The 16536-nt window shown below is 63.9% G+C and carries 17 protein-coding genes; 11 read left to right on the forward strand and 6 right to left on the reverse strand.

The window, feature by feature from the left end; genetic code table 11:
• Positions 1 to 101 precede the first annotated feature (101 nt).
• Positions 102 to 1133, forward strand: coding sequence for a porphobilinogen synthase (gene hemB, locus FJW10_RS12345; protein WP_140835502.1), 1032 nt, complete (start codon positions 102 to 104; stop codon positions 1131 to 1133).
• A 207-nt stretch (positions 1134 to 1340) separates the two neighbouring features.
• A complete protein-coding gene (locus tag FJW10_RS12350; protein WP_140835501.1) occupies positions 1341 to 1985 on the forward strand; it encodes a dihydrofolate reductase family protein in 645 nt (214 codons plus the stop codon).
• A 238-nt stretch (positions 1986 to 2223) separates the two neighbouring features.
• Here the strand turns inward: FJW10_RS12350 and ppk2 are convergent, their stop codons facing one another.
• Positions 2224 to 3144, reverse strand: a complete 921-nt coding sequence (gene ppk2 / locus FJW10_RS12355; RefSeq protein WP_140835500.1) for a polyphosphate kinase 2 — start codon at positions 3142 to 3144, stop codon at positions 2224 to 2226.
• 261 nt (positions 3145 to 3405) lie between these two features.
• Here ppk2 and FJW10_RS12360 point away from each other — a divergent pair, with 261 nt between their 5' ends.
• Entirely contained in the window at positions 3406 to 4449 is a 1044-nt protein-coding gene (locus FJW10_RS12360; protein ID WP_140900300.1) for an aldo/keto reductase, read from the forward strand.
• Here FJW10_RS12360 and FJW10_RS12365 read toward each other — a convergent pair.
• Complete coding sequence (locus FJW10_RS12365; RefSeq protein WP_140900301.1) at positions 4446 to 5417, reverse strand: glycosyl transferase family 90; 972 nt, start codon at positions 5415 to 5417, stop codon at positions 4446 to 4448. The genes FJW10_RS12360 and FJW10_RS12365 overlap by 4 nt on opposite strands.
• 116 nt (positions 5418 to 5533) lie before the next feature.
• Complete coding sequence (locus FJW10_RS12370) at positions 5534 to 6199, reverse strand: GntR family transcriptional regulator (RefSeq protein ID WP_140900302.1); 666 nt, start codon at positions 6197 to 6199, stop codon at positions 5534 to 5536.
• A gap of 129 nt (positions 6200 to 6328) precedes the next feature.
• Between FJW10_RS12370 and FJW10_RS12375 the strand changes: the two genes are divergently transcribed.
• A complete protein-coding gene (locus FJW10_RS12375) occupies positions 6329 to 7576 on the forward strand; it encodes an MFS transporter (protein WP_140900303.1) in 1248 nt (415 codons plus the stop codon).
• Between the two features lie 38 nt (positions 7577 to 7614).
• Complete coding sequence (locus FJW10_RS12380) at positions 7615 to 7989, forward strand: DUF423 domain-containing protein (protein ID WP_140900304.1); 375 nt, start codon at positions 7615 to 7617, stop codon at positions 7987 to 7989.
• Positions 7990 to 8006: 17 nt separating this feature from the next.
• On the opposite strand, the gene FJW10_RS30385 is transcribed toward FJW10_RS12380, so the two are convergent.
• Positions 8007 to 8144 (reverse strand): hypothetical protein, encoded by a 138-nt coding sequence (locus FJW10_RS30385; protein ID WP_181177507.1) that lies wholly within the window; start codon positions 8142 to 8144, stop codon positions 8007 to 8009.
• 59 nt (positions 8145 to 8203) lie between these two features.
• A complete protein-coding gene (locus FJW10_RS30390; RefSeq protein WP_181177508.1) occupies positions 8204 to 8347 on the reverse strand; it encodes a hypothetical protein in 144 nt (47 codons plus the stop codon).
• Between the two features lie 174 nt (positions 8348 to 8521).
• On the opposite strand from FJW10_RS30390, the gene FJW10_RS12385 reads away from it, so the two are divergent.
• Positions 8522 to 9601: a LacI family DNA-binding transcriptional regulator gene (locus FJW10_RS12385; protein WP_140681932.1), complete on the forward strand. Its 1080-nt coding sequence runs from the start codon at positions 8522 to 8524 to the stop codon at positions 9599 to 9601.
• A 56-nt stretch (positions 9602 to 9657) separates the two neighbouring features.
• Here FJW10_RS12385 and opgC read toward each other — a convergent pair whose 3' ends face one another.
• On the reverse strand, positions 9658 to 10875 hold the full coding sequence (gene opgC, locus FJW10_RS12390) for an OpgC domain-containing protein (protein ID WP_140900305.1): 1218 nt from the start codon (positions 10873 to 10875) through the stop codon (positions 9658 to 9660).
• A 204-nt stretch (positions 10876 to 11079) separates the two neighbouring features.
• Between opgC and FJW10_RS12395 the strand changes: the two genes are divergently transcribed.
• The 5 genes from FJW10_RS12395 (at position 11080) to FJW10_RS12415 (ending at position 16506) form a co-directional block, all read left to right on the forward strand.
• Entirely contained in the window at positions 11080 to 11739 is a 660-nt protein-coding gene (locus FJW10_RS12395; RefSeq protein WP_246674229.1) for an alpha/beta hydrolase, read from the forward strand.
• A 376-nt stretch (positions 11740 to 12115) separates the two neighbouring features.
• Complete coding sequence (locus tag FJW10_RS12400; RefSeq protein ID WP_140900307.1) at positions 12116 to 13195, forward strand: toxic anion resistance protein; 1080 nt, start codon at positions 12116 to 12118, stop codon at positions 13193 to 13195.
• Between the two features lie 8 nt (positions 13196 to 13203).
• Positions 13204 to 14775 carry a substrate-binding domain-containing protein gene (locus tag FJW10_RS12405; RefSeq protein WP_140900308.1) on the forward strand — a complete coding sequence of 524 codons (1572 nt, stop codon included), beginning with the start codon at positions 13204 to 13206 and terminating at the stop codon, positions 14773 to 14775.
• Between the two features lie 7 nt (positions 14776 to 14782).
• On the forward strand, positions 14783 to 15400 hold the full coding sequence (locus tag FJW10_RS12410) for a 5-bromo-4-chloroindolyl phosphate hydrolysis family protein (RefSeq protein ID WP_140900309.1): 618 nt from the start codon (positions 14783 to 14785) through the stop codon (positions 15398 to 15400).
• Positions 15400 to 16506: a hypothetical protein gene (locus FJW10_RS12415; protein ID WP_140900310.1), complete on the forward strand. Its 1107-nt coding sequence runs from the start codon at positions 15400 to 15402 to the stop codon at positions 16504 to 16506. The genes FJW10_RS12410 and FJW10_RS12415 overlap by 1 nt, the downstream gene beginning before the upstream one ends.
• Positions 16507 to 16536: the final 30 nt, after the last annotated feature.

A 16536-nucleotide genomic window follows, 5' to 3' on the forward strand; every position in this document is an offset into this window, starting at 1 on the left:
GTGGGGGAGAGGAACGTGTGCCACGTCGCTGGCACAATCGTGTCGCATTGGTCAGCAGCGGAAGCGCGTGGTAAAAGCCGGCGCAAAAGAGAGTTTCGGCGATGAACAAATTCACCCCCGCAAAGCCTGCCGGCGCGCGCAGCGTCGACGAGATCACCGGCAGCCGGCGGCTGCGGCGCATGCGCAAGGCCGACTGGTCGCGCCGGCTGGTGCAGGAGAACCAGCTTTCGGTGAACGACCTAATCTGGCCGATCTTCGTCGTCGACGGCTTGAACACGCGCGAGCCGATCGCCGCGATGCCGGACGTCTATCGCCTGTCCATCGACCTCGCGGTGAAGGAAGCCGAGCGCGCCGCCAAGCTCGGCATCCCGGCCATCGCCACCTTCCCCAATGTCGAGCTTGCGCTGCGCGACCAGACGGGATCGCATATCCTCGACCCCGACAATGTCATCAATCGCGCCACGCGCGCCATCAAGGACGCGGTGCCGGAGATCGGCATCATTACCGATGCCGCGCTCGACCCGTTCACCAGCCACGGCCATGACGGCATCCTGCGCGACGGCATCATCGTCAACGACGAGACGGTCGAGCAGGTCGCCGCCGCGGCCGTGATCCAGGCGGCGGCGGGCGCCGACATCATCGCGCCGTCGGACATGATGGACGGCCGCATCGGCGCCATCCGCGACGCGCTCGACGCCAACGGTTTCCAGGACGTGGCGATCATGTCCTACGCGACGAAGTTCGCCTCGGCCTTCTACGGGCCCTATCGCGAGGCGGTCGGCACTGCCGGCCTGCTCAAGGGCGACAAGAAGACCTACTATATCGACCACGCCAATTCGGACGAAGCGGTGCGCGAGGCCGAGCAGGACCTCGCCGAAGGCGCCGACATGCTGATGGTGAAGCCCGGCCTGCCCTATCTCGACATCATCCGCCGGCTGAAGGACGAGCTGCAGATGCCGACCTTCGCCTATCAGGTGTCGGGCGAATACTCGATGATCAAGGCAGCCGCCGCCAATGGCTGGATCGACGGCGAGAAGGCGATGCTGGAATCGCTGCTCTCGCTGAAGCGGGCGGGCTGCGACGGCGTGCTGACCTATTTTGCGCCTGTGGTGGCGCAGATGCTGAAGGGCTAGATATCGCAGGCCCCAACGAGAGGCCGCCAAGGCGCGGCGACGCGACGTGTCAGCGCCGCTATCTTCCGTCTTGCGAACGATCGCCATAGGGCTTGGTGTCAGTAGGCTTCCGTAGCCTGCTGCGCATCGCGGAAAACCAATTACATTTTGCAATCAGAAAAGCTATTCCCTTACTGCTTGCATTTTGCAACCGATCGGGAGAAAACCGTGTCCAAGCTCCGTGTTAATTGCTTTACGCTCTCGCTCGACGGCTACGGCGCAGGTCCCGACCAGAGCCTCGCCAGCCCGCTCGGCGTCGGCGGCGAAAATCTGCACAAATGGATGATCAAGACCCGCTCCTTCCACCAGATGATCGGCAAGGAAGGCGGGACGACGGATACCGATGACGAGTTTGCCGTGCGCGGTTTTGAGAACGTCGGCGCCTGGATCCTCGGCCGCAACATGTTCGCGCCGAGCCGCGGCGAATGGCCGGACGATAACTGGAAAGGCTGGTGGGGCGACAACCCGCCCTATCATGTTCCGACCTTTATTTTGACGCATCACAAGCGCGCGGCGATCGAGATGGAAGGCGGCACGATTTTCTATTTCATCACCGACGGCATCCACTCAGCGCTCGAACAGGCGAAGGCAACCGCCGGCGGCAAGGACGTGCGCGTCGGCGGCGGCGTCTCGACCGTTCGGCAGTATCTGCAAGAGAAGCTCATCGACGAGATGCATCTGGCGATTTCGCCTGTGCTGCTCGGCTCCGGCGAGCACCTCTTCGCCGACCTCGACATACTGAAGCTGGGATACCGCTGCACCGGCCAGGTGGCCACTGCCGATGCGACGCATGTGATGATCGGGCGGGCGTAAGTACAGCTCTTTCTCCCCTTCACCATACGGGGAGAAATGCCCGGCGGGGCAATGAGGGGCGGCGCGACCTTTGAGATTAGCGGCTAGCTCGCAACGGCAGCGAATTGGCGCTCAATCGCCGACCGGCGCTGCCGCTCATCCGCCCTTCGGGCGTTCGTCGTTCGAAAAGCCAAGCAATTGGCTTTTCGCCCGCTGCGCGGACCTCACCTCCCCGTGAAAAGGGGAGAAGGAAAAGACCTCAATACTTCTCAGGCACGTAGAGCTCGCGCGGCAGCACCTGGCGCTCGTAGGACGGGTTGAAGACGCGGTCGGGCAGCGAGATGTCCTCGTGCGGAACCTCCTCATACGGCATCTGCTGCAACAGATGGTCGATGCAGTTCAGCCGGGCGCGCTTCTTGTCGTTGCCCTCGACGATGAACCAGGGGGCTTCGGGAATGTTGGTGCGTGCGAAGGTCTCTTCCTTGGCCTTGGTATACTGCTCCCAGCGCACGCGCGACTGCAGGTCCATTGGCGACAGCTTCCACTGCTTCATCGGATCGTGGATGCGCATCAGGAAGCGCATCTGCTGTTCCTCATCGGTGATCGAGAACCAGTATTTGACGAGCGTGATGCCGGAACGGACCAGCATACGCTCGAATTCCGGCACGTCGTTGAAGAATTCCTCGACTTGGTCCCCATTGGCAAAGCCCATCACCCGCTCGACGCCGGAGCGGTTGTACCAGGAGCGGTCGAACAGCACGATCTCGCCGCCCGCGGGGAGATGCGGCACGTAGCGCTGGAAATACCATTGCGATTTCTCGCGCTCGGTCGGTGCCGGCAGCGCCACGACGCGGGCGATGCGCGGGTTGAGCCGCTGCGTGATGCGCTTGATGACGCCGCCCTTGCCGGCGGAATCGCGGCCTTCGAAGACCACCACCAGCTTCTTCTTGTGGTAGGCGACCCAGGACTGCAGCTTGATCAATTCCGACTGCAGCCTGAGCAGCTCGCGGAAATAGGTCATGCGCTCCATGGAGGGCGGATGCGACTTCTTGTAGATCTTGGCGATCTCGAGCGAGAGCGCCGGCTCGGAAAGCTCAAGCTCATAGTCCTCGTCAAGCGTGTCCTCGAGTTCGGCTTCGAGCCAGTCCTTCGCCCCGGAATTTGTTTTGAGTTCGTTCATCGCGCAGCTCCTGCCTGCCAGCCATCTTCGCCCCATATGCGTACCGGCCGTGACCGCGAACGCAACTCCATAAGCCGACTGAGATACAGAGGCGCAATGACGGTTTTATTGCAATCGACCGGAAGCAGGCATCGATATCGAAGATATGTGATCGATCCGTGTCGATAGCGGGACGACAAGCGGCGGGAATTGTCCTACAAATCCCCTCGCCTCTTCCGGCGCCCTCCACGGCGCTTCTTCAAACAAATTGCGAGGACCGACATGGAATACCGCACGCTGGGCCGATCCGGCTTGAAAGTCTCGACATTGACGCTTGGCACCATGACCTTCGGCGGCGCCGGTCCGTTCGCCGCCGTCGGCAATTCGGATCTTTCGGAAGCCAAACGCATCATCGACACCTGCATCGATGCCGGCATCAATCTCATCGACACCGCCAATGTCTATTCCAACGGATTGTCGGAAGAGATCATCGGCGAGGCGCTTGGCGGCAAGCGCAAGAATGACGTGCTGATCGCCTCGAAGGCGCGCATGCGCATCGGCACCGGCCCGAATGACGAAGGCCTGTCGCGCCACCATCTGATCCGCGAATGCGAGAAGAGCCTGAAGCGGCTCAGGACCGACGTCATCGACATTTACTTCGTCCACCAGTGGGACGGGCTCACGCCGCTGGAGGAGACGATCGCGGCGCTCGACACCTTGGTCAACCAGGGCAAGATCCGCTATATCGGCTGCTCCAATTATTCGGGCTGGCAGGTGATGAAGGCTCTTGCCATCAGCGACAGCCGCCATCAGGCCCGTTTCGTCACCCAGCAGATCCACTACACGCTGGAAGCGCGCGAGGCCGAATATGAATTGCTGCCGATCTCGGTCGACCAGGGCTTGGGCGTGCTGGTCTGGAGCCCGCTGGCGGGCGGCCTGCTCTCCGGCAAATACCATCGCGACAGCCCGACCGCGCGCCAGGTCGGCGGCTGGACGGAGCCGCCGATCCGCGACGAGGACCGCCTGTGGCGCATCGTCGACGTGCTCAACGAGATCGGCAAAGCGCGCGGCGTCTCAGGGGCGCAGGTCGCGCTTGCCTGGCTGCTTGGCCGCCCGGCCGTGAGTTCGCTGGTGATCGGCGCCCGCAACGAGGCCCAACTCAAGGACAACCTCGCCGCGGCCAGCCTTTCGCTCACCGAGGAGGAGCGGCAGCGCCTCGACGTCGTCAGCCGGCCGCCGGTGCTTTATCCTTACTGGCACCAGCAGTTCACCGCCAGGGACCGTTTCGGGCCGGCCGACCGGGTGTTCGACCGCTCCCATGCCTAACCGGCGATGAAGCGCCAGACTTCCGCGTCGGGCTTTATCTGCCCGCTCAGCACGAAATATTTGTAGAGGACGAGCAGCGAGATCGCCTGCTCGTCCTGTTCATTGCCGAATTTGCGGCAATAGGCGTTGGCGGCGGCGGTTATCCGCCCAGCCTCGGCGGGGTGTTTTTCGAAATAGGCCACCTTGTCGACCAGGTCGGAAAAATCCTGCCGCAGAGGCACGTAGTGGACATTGGGCTCGACCTGGGCTTCCGCGAACCAGGTTTCGTAGGTCGGCTCCGGCATCAGGCAGAGCGAATTGGAGCTCATGATCCATTTCAGGTTTGTCGCGACATCATTGCCTTCGAGCGAGACGATGTAGCGATACTGTCGCTGCTGCTCGATGTTCAGGAACGGCTTGCGGTATCCGTCCGGCGCGTCGGCCCTGTGGGAGCCCGCATCGCAAATCGGCAGGTTGGCGGCCATTTCGACGAAGCGGGTGCGGATAGGATTGTTGAGATGACCGCGCCAGACCACCATCGGGCGCTTGTCCGCAAAAGACAGGTTGTCGGGCGGCATGTAGAAGTGGCGGAACTTGTTCAGCTTCATCAGCACGCCGTTCGCATTGTCGTCGCCGATGGGCCGGTCCTTGACGATCCTTGGAACCTCCGGAACGCCGATGACGTCGCCGAATTCGAAATCGATCCGCAGGCCGGGATCGAAATAGCGGGCGAATTCCTTGAGGTCGTAATAATACATGCTGGAAGCGGACGGCAGCTTGCCGATGGCCACGGCGTCGGGACTTGGCGCGAACGAGTGTTCCAGCTTGTTGTAATAGGTCAGTCGCTCGCGAACCGTCTTGCCCGAAAGCCTGGCCTGCTCAACCCGGCTGGCCAGGCGGTCGCGGAACAGGGACTGCGGTGCGCGGTCGCGCGCGAAATTGCGCGCGTAGTAGAACAGCTTTGCGGCGGTTCGAGAGAGTGAAGCCATGCGTCCGCGAGTTCAGCAAGATGGTCAATGGTAGTCAGCCTTCATCCCCCTTGTCTCCTACAGCATTCTCCCGGCCATGTTGCAAGCCTGCTAATGCGAATGGCCCCACGAGAACTTTACGCTGCGACGACGGCGAACCCTCTGGCGCGCAGGGCGCGCCGGTCGTCATGCAATGAGGTGACCAGCCGATCGCGGCTGCCTGCGATGTGAGCGGAAAGCAGCCGCGCCGCTGCCTCGGCATCGCCGCTCCTGACGGCGGCGAGGATGGCATGATGTTCGGCCCAGGCACGGCCGAGCGCCTTTTCATCGCGCACCTCCAGCCAGCGCGCCCGCGACAGCCTGGTCATCGCGTCGCGAACGGCCCTGAGCAGAAACTCATTGCCGGAAAGCCTTGCCAGCTCGATGTGGAAATCCATTCCGACCCGATGCCACTCCTCGCGCGGCGTCTCGGCATCGCAGGAATCAAGCATCGCCGCGATCACCTCGACCCCGCCGCGGTCTTCGAGCGCCGCCGTCAGGCGGACGGCCGCGACCTCGACCGCCTCGCGGTAGACGGCGATCTGCCCGAGTTCCGCGAGGTTGATCGGCGCGACCGTCCAGCCGCGGCCGTCGCGGCCGATCAGCCCTTCCGTTTCCAGGCGCAGCAGCGCCGCCCGCACCGGCGTTCGCGAAGCGCCGAACCGGCTCTCGATCCAGCGCTCGGTCAGCCGCTCGCCCGGGCCGATCTCCAACCCGAGGATCATCTCGCGAAGCTGCCGTTCGACATTTTGCATCTGCGACATTGTCGTCCCGCTTTCCAAAGCCGCATTGACGCCCCCGCATTGACAGCGGCGAGCGTCAGGTCCATGACGGATACCAACTTGGTATCCCAAATTGGTATCCGTAACAACCCCAGCAGTGGCACGCATGACATGACGCCGAACGAATCCGAACAGAGTGGCTACAACATCCATTGGCGGCGCAACCTTGCCGTCTGCTTCGCCGGCTCGTTCAGCACGCTTATTGCCATGACGCTGCTGCTGCCGTTCCTGCCGCTTTACGTCGAGCAACTCGGCGCCGAAGGCCACGCGGCGATCGTGCAGTGGTCGGGCATCGCCTATGGCGCGACCTTCTTCGCGGCCGCGCTGGTCGCGCCATTGTGGGGACGGCTGGGCGACCGCTACGGCCGCAAGCTGATGCTGGTGCGCGCTTCGTTCGGCATGGCGATCTGCATGTCGCTGACCGGGATGGTTGAGAGTGTGTGGCAGCTGGTGCTGCTCCGGCTGCTGATCGGTTTTGCCGGCGGCTATTCGTCTGGTTCGACGATCCTGGTGGCGATGCAGACGCCGAAGGAGCGCTCGGGCTGGGCGCTGGGCGTGCTGGCGGCGGGCATCACGGCGGGCTCGCTGGTCGGACCGCTGCTAGGCGGTCTGCTGCCGCCGCTGATCGGCATCCGCGCGACCTTCCTGCTGTCCGGCGCCGTCATCTTCCTGGCCTTCCTGGCGACGACTTTCCTGATCAAGGAGAACCCGCCGGCGCCCAGGCCCGCCTCGATGGCGAAGCCGAAAAGCGGCTGGTCGCAGATCCCCGACAAGCGGCCGATCGTCGCCATGCTGACCACCGGCATGCTGCTCGCTTTCGCCACCATGTCGATCGAGCCGATCATCACCGTTTATGTGCAACAGCTCGTCGAGGACCAGAGCAAGGTGACCATGGTCGCCGGCGTCGTCATGTCGGCGACGGCGCTCGGCACCATCCTGTCCTCATCCTGGCTGGGAAAACTCGCCGATCGCGTCGGCCACTGGAACGTCGTGGTCGGCGCCCTTGCCGTCTCGGCCTTGCTGCTCATTCCGCAAGCCTTCGTGACCAATGGCTGGCAATTGATCGGCCTGCGCTTCCTGATGGGGCTGGCGCTGGGCGGACTGTTGCCCTGTATCACCAGCGTCATCAGGCACAACATCCCTGACGGGATCGGCGGCAATGTGCTTGGCTTGGCGATCTCGGCGCAATATGTCGGCCAGGTCGCGGGACCGCTTTCCGGCGGTTTCGTCGGTGGGCATTTCGGCATGCGCTCGGTGTTTCTGGGTACATCGGTGCTGATGGCGCTGGGTGCTGCCTACAACTGGATTGTCCAGTCGCGGCGGGCACGGCATATGCTGCTTGAAGCCGGCGAGTCCTGAACCGGCGCACCGCCCAAGCGCAGCATGGAGCATCCAAGATGAGCCTTACGGGCCAAGCATCAGGCGGCGGGAGCCGCGTCCTCGTGCTGGCAGCCGGCCTCGTCGGCGCGGCCGGCGTGGCACTGTCGGCTGCCGCCGCGCATCGCGGCGGCGCCTTCACCGGCACCGCGGCCAATTTCCTGCTGATGCATGCGCCGGTGTTCCTGGCCATCGGCCTTGCCGGCGGCAACCGCTGCTTCAGGATCGCCAGCCTCGTCCTGCTCGCGGGCCTGCTACTGTTCTGCGGCGATCTGCTCGCCCGCGACTTTCTCGGCTCGCGGCTGTTCCCGATGTCGGCGCCCATCGGCGGCGCCCTTCTGATCGCCGGCTGGGTGGCGATCGCCGTCTCGGCGCTGTGGCGCCCGCGACCCTGACCTGTCTTTGGCCTGACCTATCTTTGGCCGAAACGCCGCTTGCGCTGGCGTGCAGGCGACTCGCCGACGCGGCGCCGTTCAGGCTGCTCGGTTCCGGGCGTGATGCCCCAATAGTTGCGGTAGATGTCCTGAAACAGATGACCAATCGGATGCATGACCATTTCTCCTTGGAATTGAACCGATCCAATCTATCGACGCTGAAAATCGCTGCGGCTCAGCCGCGCTTGCGCTCCACGAGAAAGCGCGACGCGCGCTTCCAAGGACCCACTCTGCCGCGCCGCTTCTCGCTGACGACGACAGAGGCGATGCCCCAATCGTTGCGGTAGATGTCCTCGAACAAATAGCTCACCGGATGCACGGCACCCTCCTGTCGAAATCCGCTTCACCATGAAGCGACAACTTGGATCGATTCAAATCATAGGCCTTATTTGCCTGACGTCAACTGAATTTGAATCGATCCAACAAAAATGTTAGATGACCGGCGACAATTCAGCGGTCATGGTCGTCGCGTGACCGGATTCGGAGGAACGACATGGCATCACTCCTCGAAGGCCAGGCAAGACCGATCAGGCTGGCCGACATCGCCAAGGCCGCCGGCGTGTCGCATGGCACGGCCTCGAATGTTTTCAGCCGCCCCGAGATCGTGCGCGCCGAAGTGCGGGAACGGGTGAAGGCGGTGGCGGAGCAGATGGGCTATGCCGGCCCGGACCCGAAAGGCCGCCTGCTACGCGCCGGCAAGGTCAATGCCATCGGCGTCGCCACCACCGAGCCCCTTTCCTACTTCTTCGACGATCCCTTCGCTCGCGTGATGATGGCCGGCATTTCCGAAGCCTGCGACGCCACCGGCGCGGGCATCGCGCTGGTCTCGGCCGCCAACCAGGAAAAGCTCGCCTGGAACATCCAGAGCGCGCTTGTCGACGGTTTTGTGCTGTTCTGCATCGAAGGCGGCTCGCGCCTTGTCGACCTGACGCGCGAGCGCAGGCTGCCCTTCGTTGCGCTGGAGCTCGGCTTCCAGGACGAGACCGTGTCGGCCATCGGGGTCGACAATGTCGCAGGCGCAAGGCTTGCCGCCCGCCATCTCGCCGAGCTTGGCCATCGCCGCTTCGCCGTCCTGTCGCTCGGCTTTGCCGACAATCGCACCGGCTTCGCGACGCCGGAAGCGGTGCGCAGCGCAGTCTACACCGGAACGCGCGATCGCCTTGCCGGCTACTTCGAGGAGCTTTCCCGCTTCGGCATCGATACGGCGAAAATCCCGGTCTATGAGACCGAGAACGAAGAAAAAAGCACCAGGGCCGGCCTCGAGGCGATCTTTGCCAAGGGGGAGCCGCCGACCGCCATCCTGGCTATGTCGGATCGCATGGCCCTGATCGCCATCGACTGGCTGAGGGCACGCGGCCTCAATGTTCCCGGCGATGTCTCCATTGTCGGCTTTGACGGCGTCCCGGACGGCGCGCTGGCCACGCCGCCGCTGACGACGATCGCCCAGCCGATCATCGAGATCGGCCGCCGCGCCGCGCGCATGATCCTCGACCATGATGGCGCGGTGCGGCGCGAGACGATGGGCGTCGAGTTCGTCGTCAGAGGCTCAACCGGTCCGGCGCCGAAAGCCTGAGCGGGCTCAGGTAATTCCGCGCGGATAGACCACCCGGCACTTTCCTTGTGCTGCGGTCAGTAGCCGCCGGCCCTCGCCGGCAGCGGCTGCGCGCCGAACGTCGCCCGCGCAGGCTCCTCGCGAACCGGCTTGGCGCGGGAGGGGCCGAGGCTCGCAAGCCATTCGAGGTAGAGTGCAAGCGCGAGTTGCACGGCGATGCCTGCAGCGATCAGCAGCGTGTCGTAGGCCGGGCCGCCCGGATTGATCAGCTTCAGCACCTGCGCCGCCATGGCAAGCAGCGTGCCGGCGATGAACACCGGCAGCGAGCGTTTGCCCAGGATCGCCAGCGGATTGTCGGGCCGGACGCGGAACAGGTTCGAGACAGCCGGCAGCGCCACGATCAGATAGCTGACCGACAGGATGTGCAGCAGCCGCGGCAGCGACAGGAAGGTCTTATCGAAGCCGCCGATCACCACCGGCAGGTCGAACCAGGTGATCTGCCCCCAGAGCGGGCTGTGCACCCAGATCGCCGCTCCGATCACATAGATGCCGGCGGCTCCAAGCAGCCACGGATTGATCGGGATCCGCCCGCCGCGCTTTACATGCAGCATGGCGGCAAGGCCGATGTTGAACAGGAACTGCCAGGACAGCGGGTTGAGGAACCAAAGGCCCGGCTCCGGATAGTTCGGCGGCGCGACCTGCCAGATGCCGGCGACGAGCCACAGCAGACCGGACGCGATCAGCGCCGGCACGGGCCGATAGCTGACGAACAGCACGAAAGCAGGTGCCGCCAGAAGCAGCGCCGCATAGACAGGCAGGATGTTGTTGTAGCCGAGTTGGTGGCCGAGCGTGACGATGCCGAGCAGCACCTGCGGCGTGTTCTTCATCAAGGGTTCGATGTTGATCATCGTCAGCATTTCCGGCCGGTGCGCGAACAGCGCGGCGGCGCAAAACAGCGCGATCACCACCATCGTGATGACGATGTGGGAGATGTAGAGCACCCCAGCGCGCCGCCACATCTTCAAGGTCGCGAGCAATCGGCCGCCCGGCTTGAACTTCGTGCCATAAGCCAGCGCCACCGAGATGCCGGAAATCAGCACGAAGGCCTCCGCCGCGTCGGAAAAGCCGAAATTCTTATAGGTCCAGTTCTCGAAGACCGTGCCAGGCACATGGTCGACGAAAATGGTGAGCAACGCGAGCGCGCGCAGCACGTCAATGCGCGTATCGCGCTCGACGATACGCTTGTCGCGATCGTTGATACGCTCGTCGCGATCGTTGGAAACAGGGGTGGTCATCGACAAAAGGCCTCAAAGCTGGTTGTTCATAGCCAGCAATGCGACCCCCGGGGCGCACCGCTTCGATTCCTCCCAGGGGGAGTGTATCGGCGGAAAAACGGCCTGAATTGCGCCTGGTTCAATCAACTTTCGCGGAGCGCGAAAATATTCCGTTTTGAAGCCGGCAAATCAACGAATCTCTCATGGAATCAAATGGATGTGAGCGTGTTCGAATATAGCGACGAAAACAGCATCCTGCGCGAGGATCTGACATTTCCCTACCGTCTGCTGAAGCCGGCAAACGCCAGCGGCGACTGCCTCTTCGTGCTGCACGGGTCAGGCGTGGACGAGACGACGATGCTGCCGCTGGCGATGCAGATCGCGCCGCGTTCGGTGATCGTCGCGGGGCGCGGCCGCATTCGGCAGGAGGACGGATTTCGCTGGTTCGAGCGAATCACGCCGACCAGTTTCGAGCAGGCCAGCATCCATGCCGAGACGGCTGCCTATGCCCAGTTCGCAACGGAAGCCGCGCGGCAACATGGGCTCGACCTTCCGCGCGCGACCTTCCTTGGCTATTCGAACGGCGCCAATGTCGTCTCCAGCCTGATGCTGCTTTGTCCCGGCATGGTCAAGCAGGCGGGGCTGTTGAGGGCGATGCCGGTGCTCGCCAATCCTCCAACGTCAGATCTTAGCGGCACACGGGTGCTGATCGTCGCCGGCGCCGCCGACCAGACCTACGGGCCGTTCGCGCCCCCATTGGTGACGCTGTTCAGCGAGCGCGGCGCCGAGGTCGACGCGCGCATCGTCGCCGCGGGCCATGAATTCGGCGATGCGGACGCCGCGATCGTGCGACAATGGCTGGCGGCGCCTACGCCAGTCGCCTGACCGCGCGGGCGATGCGAGCTTCCGCGCCGGTGATCAACAGGTTGAGGCCGTTCTCGAACAGCGCCTCGTGGCCAACCCCCGGTAACGGGCCTCGTCTCGGTGGTCGGACCGCTCGTCATCGCAACGCTCTATTTATTTCCACACACGGTGTTTCTTTCCCAGTCTGGTTTTGATCGCTGGCGCAGCCCTTTATCTGCTCTGCCTGCCGCTACTTACAGCGGCCCGTTCGCCTGGGGCAACGCGGGCACCGGCACCTCGTGCCGGCACGAGTTGACAGGGTAAGGCATTCCACAATCCAAAGCGGCATAACGCTCTGCTGTCATATGTCTGTCACATACTGTCTATCGTGATACTGTTCACTCAGGGGGAGGTCTCAATGGCCGACGAGAACAGCATCACTCTGCTCGACGACACTTCGAAGTTGCCCGCCATTGCCGCCAGCCCGGGCGAGGTCGCCAGGATCGAAGGCGGCATCGATATTCGCGACCGCGCCGCGATTTCGGTCTTCGGCGACCGCGCCCAGCAAGCGGTCAGCGATTATGCCGACAAGATCCTGTCGCAGATCCGCAACCGCGATCTCGGCGACACCGGCACATTGCTCACCGACATCATCATGAAGGCCAAGAACCTCGATCCGGCTTCGCTTAAGGAAGAAGGGTTCTTGAGCAATTTGTTCTCTTCATTCAAGGCACGGCTCGAGCGCTTCAAGGAGAAGTACGAGGACGTCGCCGGGCAGATCGACCGTATCGGCCTGGAGCTCGACCGCCACAAGGATACGCTGCGCCGCGACATCGCCGTGCTCGACGACCTGCATGAGCAGACCAAGGACTCTATCCTCAATCTCGACGCCTATGTGCAGGCCGGCAAGAAGTTCGTAGACGAATACCGCGCCGACGAACTGCCGAAGCTGAAGGCGGCGGCCGACGCCAAGGCCAGCGATTCCGCCGGAGCGCTGGAAGCGCAGACCTATCAGGACGCCGTGCAGGCGCTCGACCGGCTGGAAAAGCGCATTTTTTACCTGGTGCAGGCGCGCCAGCTCGGCATCCAGCAATTGCCGCAAATCCGCATCGTGCAGTCGGGCGACGAGACGCTGATCGAAAACCTGCAGGCCACCTCGGCGCTGACCGTGCCGGCCTGGAAGCAGAAGATGGTCATCCTGCTTGGGCTGACCAACCAGAAGTCGGCGCTGGAGCTGCAAAAGACAGTGACAGACGCCACCAACGAGATGATCCGCCAGACATCGAAGATGATGAAGGACCAGGCCATCTCCATCGAGGAGCAGGCGCAGCGCGGCATCGTCGATGTCGAGACGCTTGCGCAGGCTAACCGCGACCTGATCGACACGGTGCAAGGCGTGCTCAAGGTGCAGGAGCAAGGCCGGCAGAAGCGAGCCGACGCCGAAAAGCAGATGGACCAGATGACCGCCGACCTCAAGAAAGCGCTCACCCAGGGCTGAGGGCCTCGATGCCAATGAAGCTTTCGTCCGTTCTGGCGTTGGCGACCGCGCTGCTGCTGGCGGCCTGCAATTCGAGCAACGTCAAATTCTCGATCGTCTCCGGTTCCGAGAACACGGTGCTGGAGCCGATCGTGCAGGAGTTCTGCGCCAAGCAGGGCGCGACCTGCACCATCTCCTACCAAGGCTCGCTCGACATCGGCCTCGGCTTGCAGAAGGCCAGCGGGCTCGATCAGGACGCGGTCTGGCCGGCATCGAGCGTCTGGGTCGACCTGTTCGATACCGGCCGCAAGGTACGCAACCTCACCTCGATCGCGCAGATGCCGGTCATCCTGGGCGTGCGCAAATCCAAAGCCGCCGAACTCGGCTGGATCGGCAGGCAAGTCTACATGAAGGACATCCTTGCCGCGGTGAAGGACGGCAAGCTCAAATTCCTGATGACCTCGGCCACGCAGTCCAACTCCGGCGCCAGCGCCTATCTGGCGATGCTCTCCAGCGCGCTCGGCGGCAAGGAGGTGATCCAGCCCGGCGACCTCGACAACCCGTCCGTGCACGACACGGTCGGCGCCCTGTTGCAGGGCGTCGAGCGCTCTTCCGGGTCTTCAGGCTGGCTGGCCGATCTCTATGTCGATTCCGCGCGCAAGGGCACGCTCTATGACGCGATGTGGAATTACGAGGCGACGCTGAAAGAGACCAACGACAACCTGAAGCAGATGGGCGACGAGCCGCTCTACGCGGTCTATCCGGCCGATGGCGTCGCGGTCGGCGATTCCCCGCTCGGCTTCATCGATCACGGTCGCGGCGCCGATGTCGAAAAGTTCTTCACCGACCTGCTCGCCTATCTGCAGTCGGACACGGTGCGCAAGCGCATCGCCGGCACCGGCCGGCGACTGCCGCTCGGCGGCGCCGCGGTCCAGGCGACGGCCGAGCCCGACTGGAATTTCGATCCGGGCAAGCTGGTGACGTCGATCCGCATGCCGGAACCCGCGGTGATCCGCAAGGCGCTTGATCTCTACCAGCAGGCGCTGCGCAAACCGTCATTGACGGCGCTCTGCTTCGACTTTTCGGGTTCGATGGAGAACGAGGGCGAAACGCAGTTGCAGCAGGCCGCGCAGTTCCTGTTCACGCCGGAAAAGTCGAGCGAAGTGCTGGTGCAATGGACGCCGTCCGACCACATCTTCGTATTGCCTTTCGACAGCACAGTGCGCGACATTTTCGACGCGACCGGCGATCCGGCGGGCCAGAACCAGCTGCTCGGCGACGTGGCGCAGCAGCATGCCGGCGGCGGCACCGACATGTATGCCTGCGCCCAGCAGGCGCTGCAGAAGATCACCGCGACCGCCGACCTGTCGAAATACCTGCCGGCCATCGTCATCATGACGGACGGCCGCACCGACGGCAGCGCCGAGCCGTTCCTTGCCCAATGGCGCCAGGCGCCGGTGCGCGTGCCGGTGTTCGGCATCACCTTCGGCGATGCCGACAAAAGCCAGCTCGACAGCCTCGCCAAGGCGACCTCGGCGCGGGTCTTCGACGGCGGCGGCGATCTGGCCGGTGCCTTCCGCGCCGCGCGCGGCTATAACTAGGCGGACGATGCGCGGCTTGTTCGGCAATGACTGGAACTGGATCGTGGCGGGCCTCGTGTCGGCCGCGCTGCTGATCGGTCTGAGCACGCTGACCCATTTTCCCTTCCTGATCTCAGCGGCGATTTCGGTGCTGGTCTTTGCCGGGCTGATCTTCGTGCTGGCGCCGCGCGCGCTGTTCGAGGGGCTCGACCTCAGCACGCTGAGCGGCAGCCGCGTCGCGTTTGCCCGCGAACTCCTGGCGCAGGCGCAGCCGGCCGCCGATCGCCTCGCTGCGGCCGCCGGCTCGATTGCCGACAAGGACATGAAGGCCAAGGTGAAGAACCTGTCGGATATCGCCGCCGACGTGATCTCCAAGGTCGAGGCCAAGCCGGAAAGCGCACCTTCGGTGCGGCGCTTCCTCACCTACTATGTGCCGCAGGCGGCGGAAGTGGCGGAAGGCTATGCGACGCTGGCCAACCGGCGGGCGCCGAGCCAGCAACGGCTCGGGAATGTCGGCACGGTCATCACCAAGCTGCAGGACGCCTTCGTGCATTATTCCGACAGTCTGGCCGACTCCGAACTCGGCACGCTCGACGTTGACCTTCGACTCATCCAGGAGTCGCTGAAAGAGGATATCGGTCGCTGATGGCCCTTTCTCGCCGCGCTTTCGGACTGGGACTGCTTGCCGCCGCCGCGGCCGGAACGGGCGGCTATCTGACGCTCAAGGACCGGCCGGAGTTCCGCGGTTATCTTGGCAACCGCGCGCATCTGTTCGGCTTCATCGGCGGCGAGAAGCAGGCTTTCCTGGCCGACCCCGATGTGGTCGGCGCGCTGGGCGGCTACGGGCTGGAGCTCGACGCCCGTGTCGCCGGTTCGGTCGAGATGGTGCGCGAGCCGGCGCTGCTGTCGCAGAAGCCGCAATTCCTGTGGCCGTCCTCGTCGATCATGGTCGATCTCGCCCGCAAGAGCGGCGTCTCGATCCGCAACGATCAGGTCGTGCTCAACTCGCCGATCGTCGTCTACACCTGGGGCCCGGTGGTCGAAGGCTTGAAGAAGAGCGGCTTGGTCACCGTCGCCGCCAAGGGCGGCTACAACCAGCTCGACCTCAAGGCGCTGCTCGATGCCATCCTGGCCGGCAAGAACTGGTCGGATCTCGGCATTTCCGAACTCTACGGCCGCGCCCGCATCGTCTCCACCGACCCCAACCGCTCCAATTCCGGCTTCATGTTCGCAGGGCTCGTGCTCAGCCTGATGAGCGGCGACGTGGCGACACAGGAACTGCTTGCCCGGCATGGCGAGGAGGCGAAGTCGGTCTTCCGCGGCATGGGCCTGAAATCGTCCTCGTCGGGCAAGCTGTTCGACCAGTATATCGCCGGAGGACTTGGCGCCGAGCCGATGGTGGTGGGCTACGAGAACCAGTTGGTGGAATGGGCGCTTGCCGATCCGGGGCGCTGGCAGCGCGTACAGGCCGGCGCCGGCGCCAAGCCGGAAATCCTCTATCCGCGCCCCACGGTCTATTCGGCGCATCCGCTGATCGTCATCGATCCGGCGGTCGATCCGCTGCTCGAAGCGCTGACCAGCCCGAAGCTACAGCAACTCGCCTGGTCGAAGCACGGATTTCGCGGGCCGCTCGGTACCGTGGCGGGCGATGCAGACGCCATCGCCGGCGTGCGGCCGGCCGAGATCGAGGCGGTGCTGCCGATGCCTTCGGCCGACGTGATGCTTTCGCTGCTGTCGCAGATGGAAGGCTAGCCGGCCAACCTGGCTATATCCCGCAGCGCC

This window comes from Mesorhizobium sp. B4-1-1, from assembly GCF_006439375.1.
GTDB lineage: Bacteria > Pseudomonadota > Alphaproteobacteria > Rhizobiales > Rhizobiaceae > Mesorhizobium.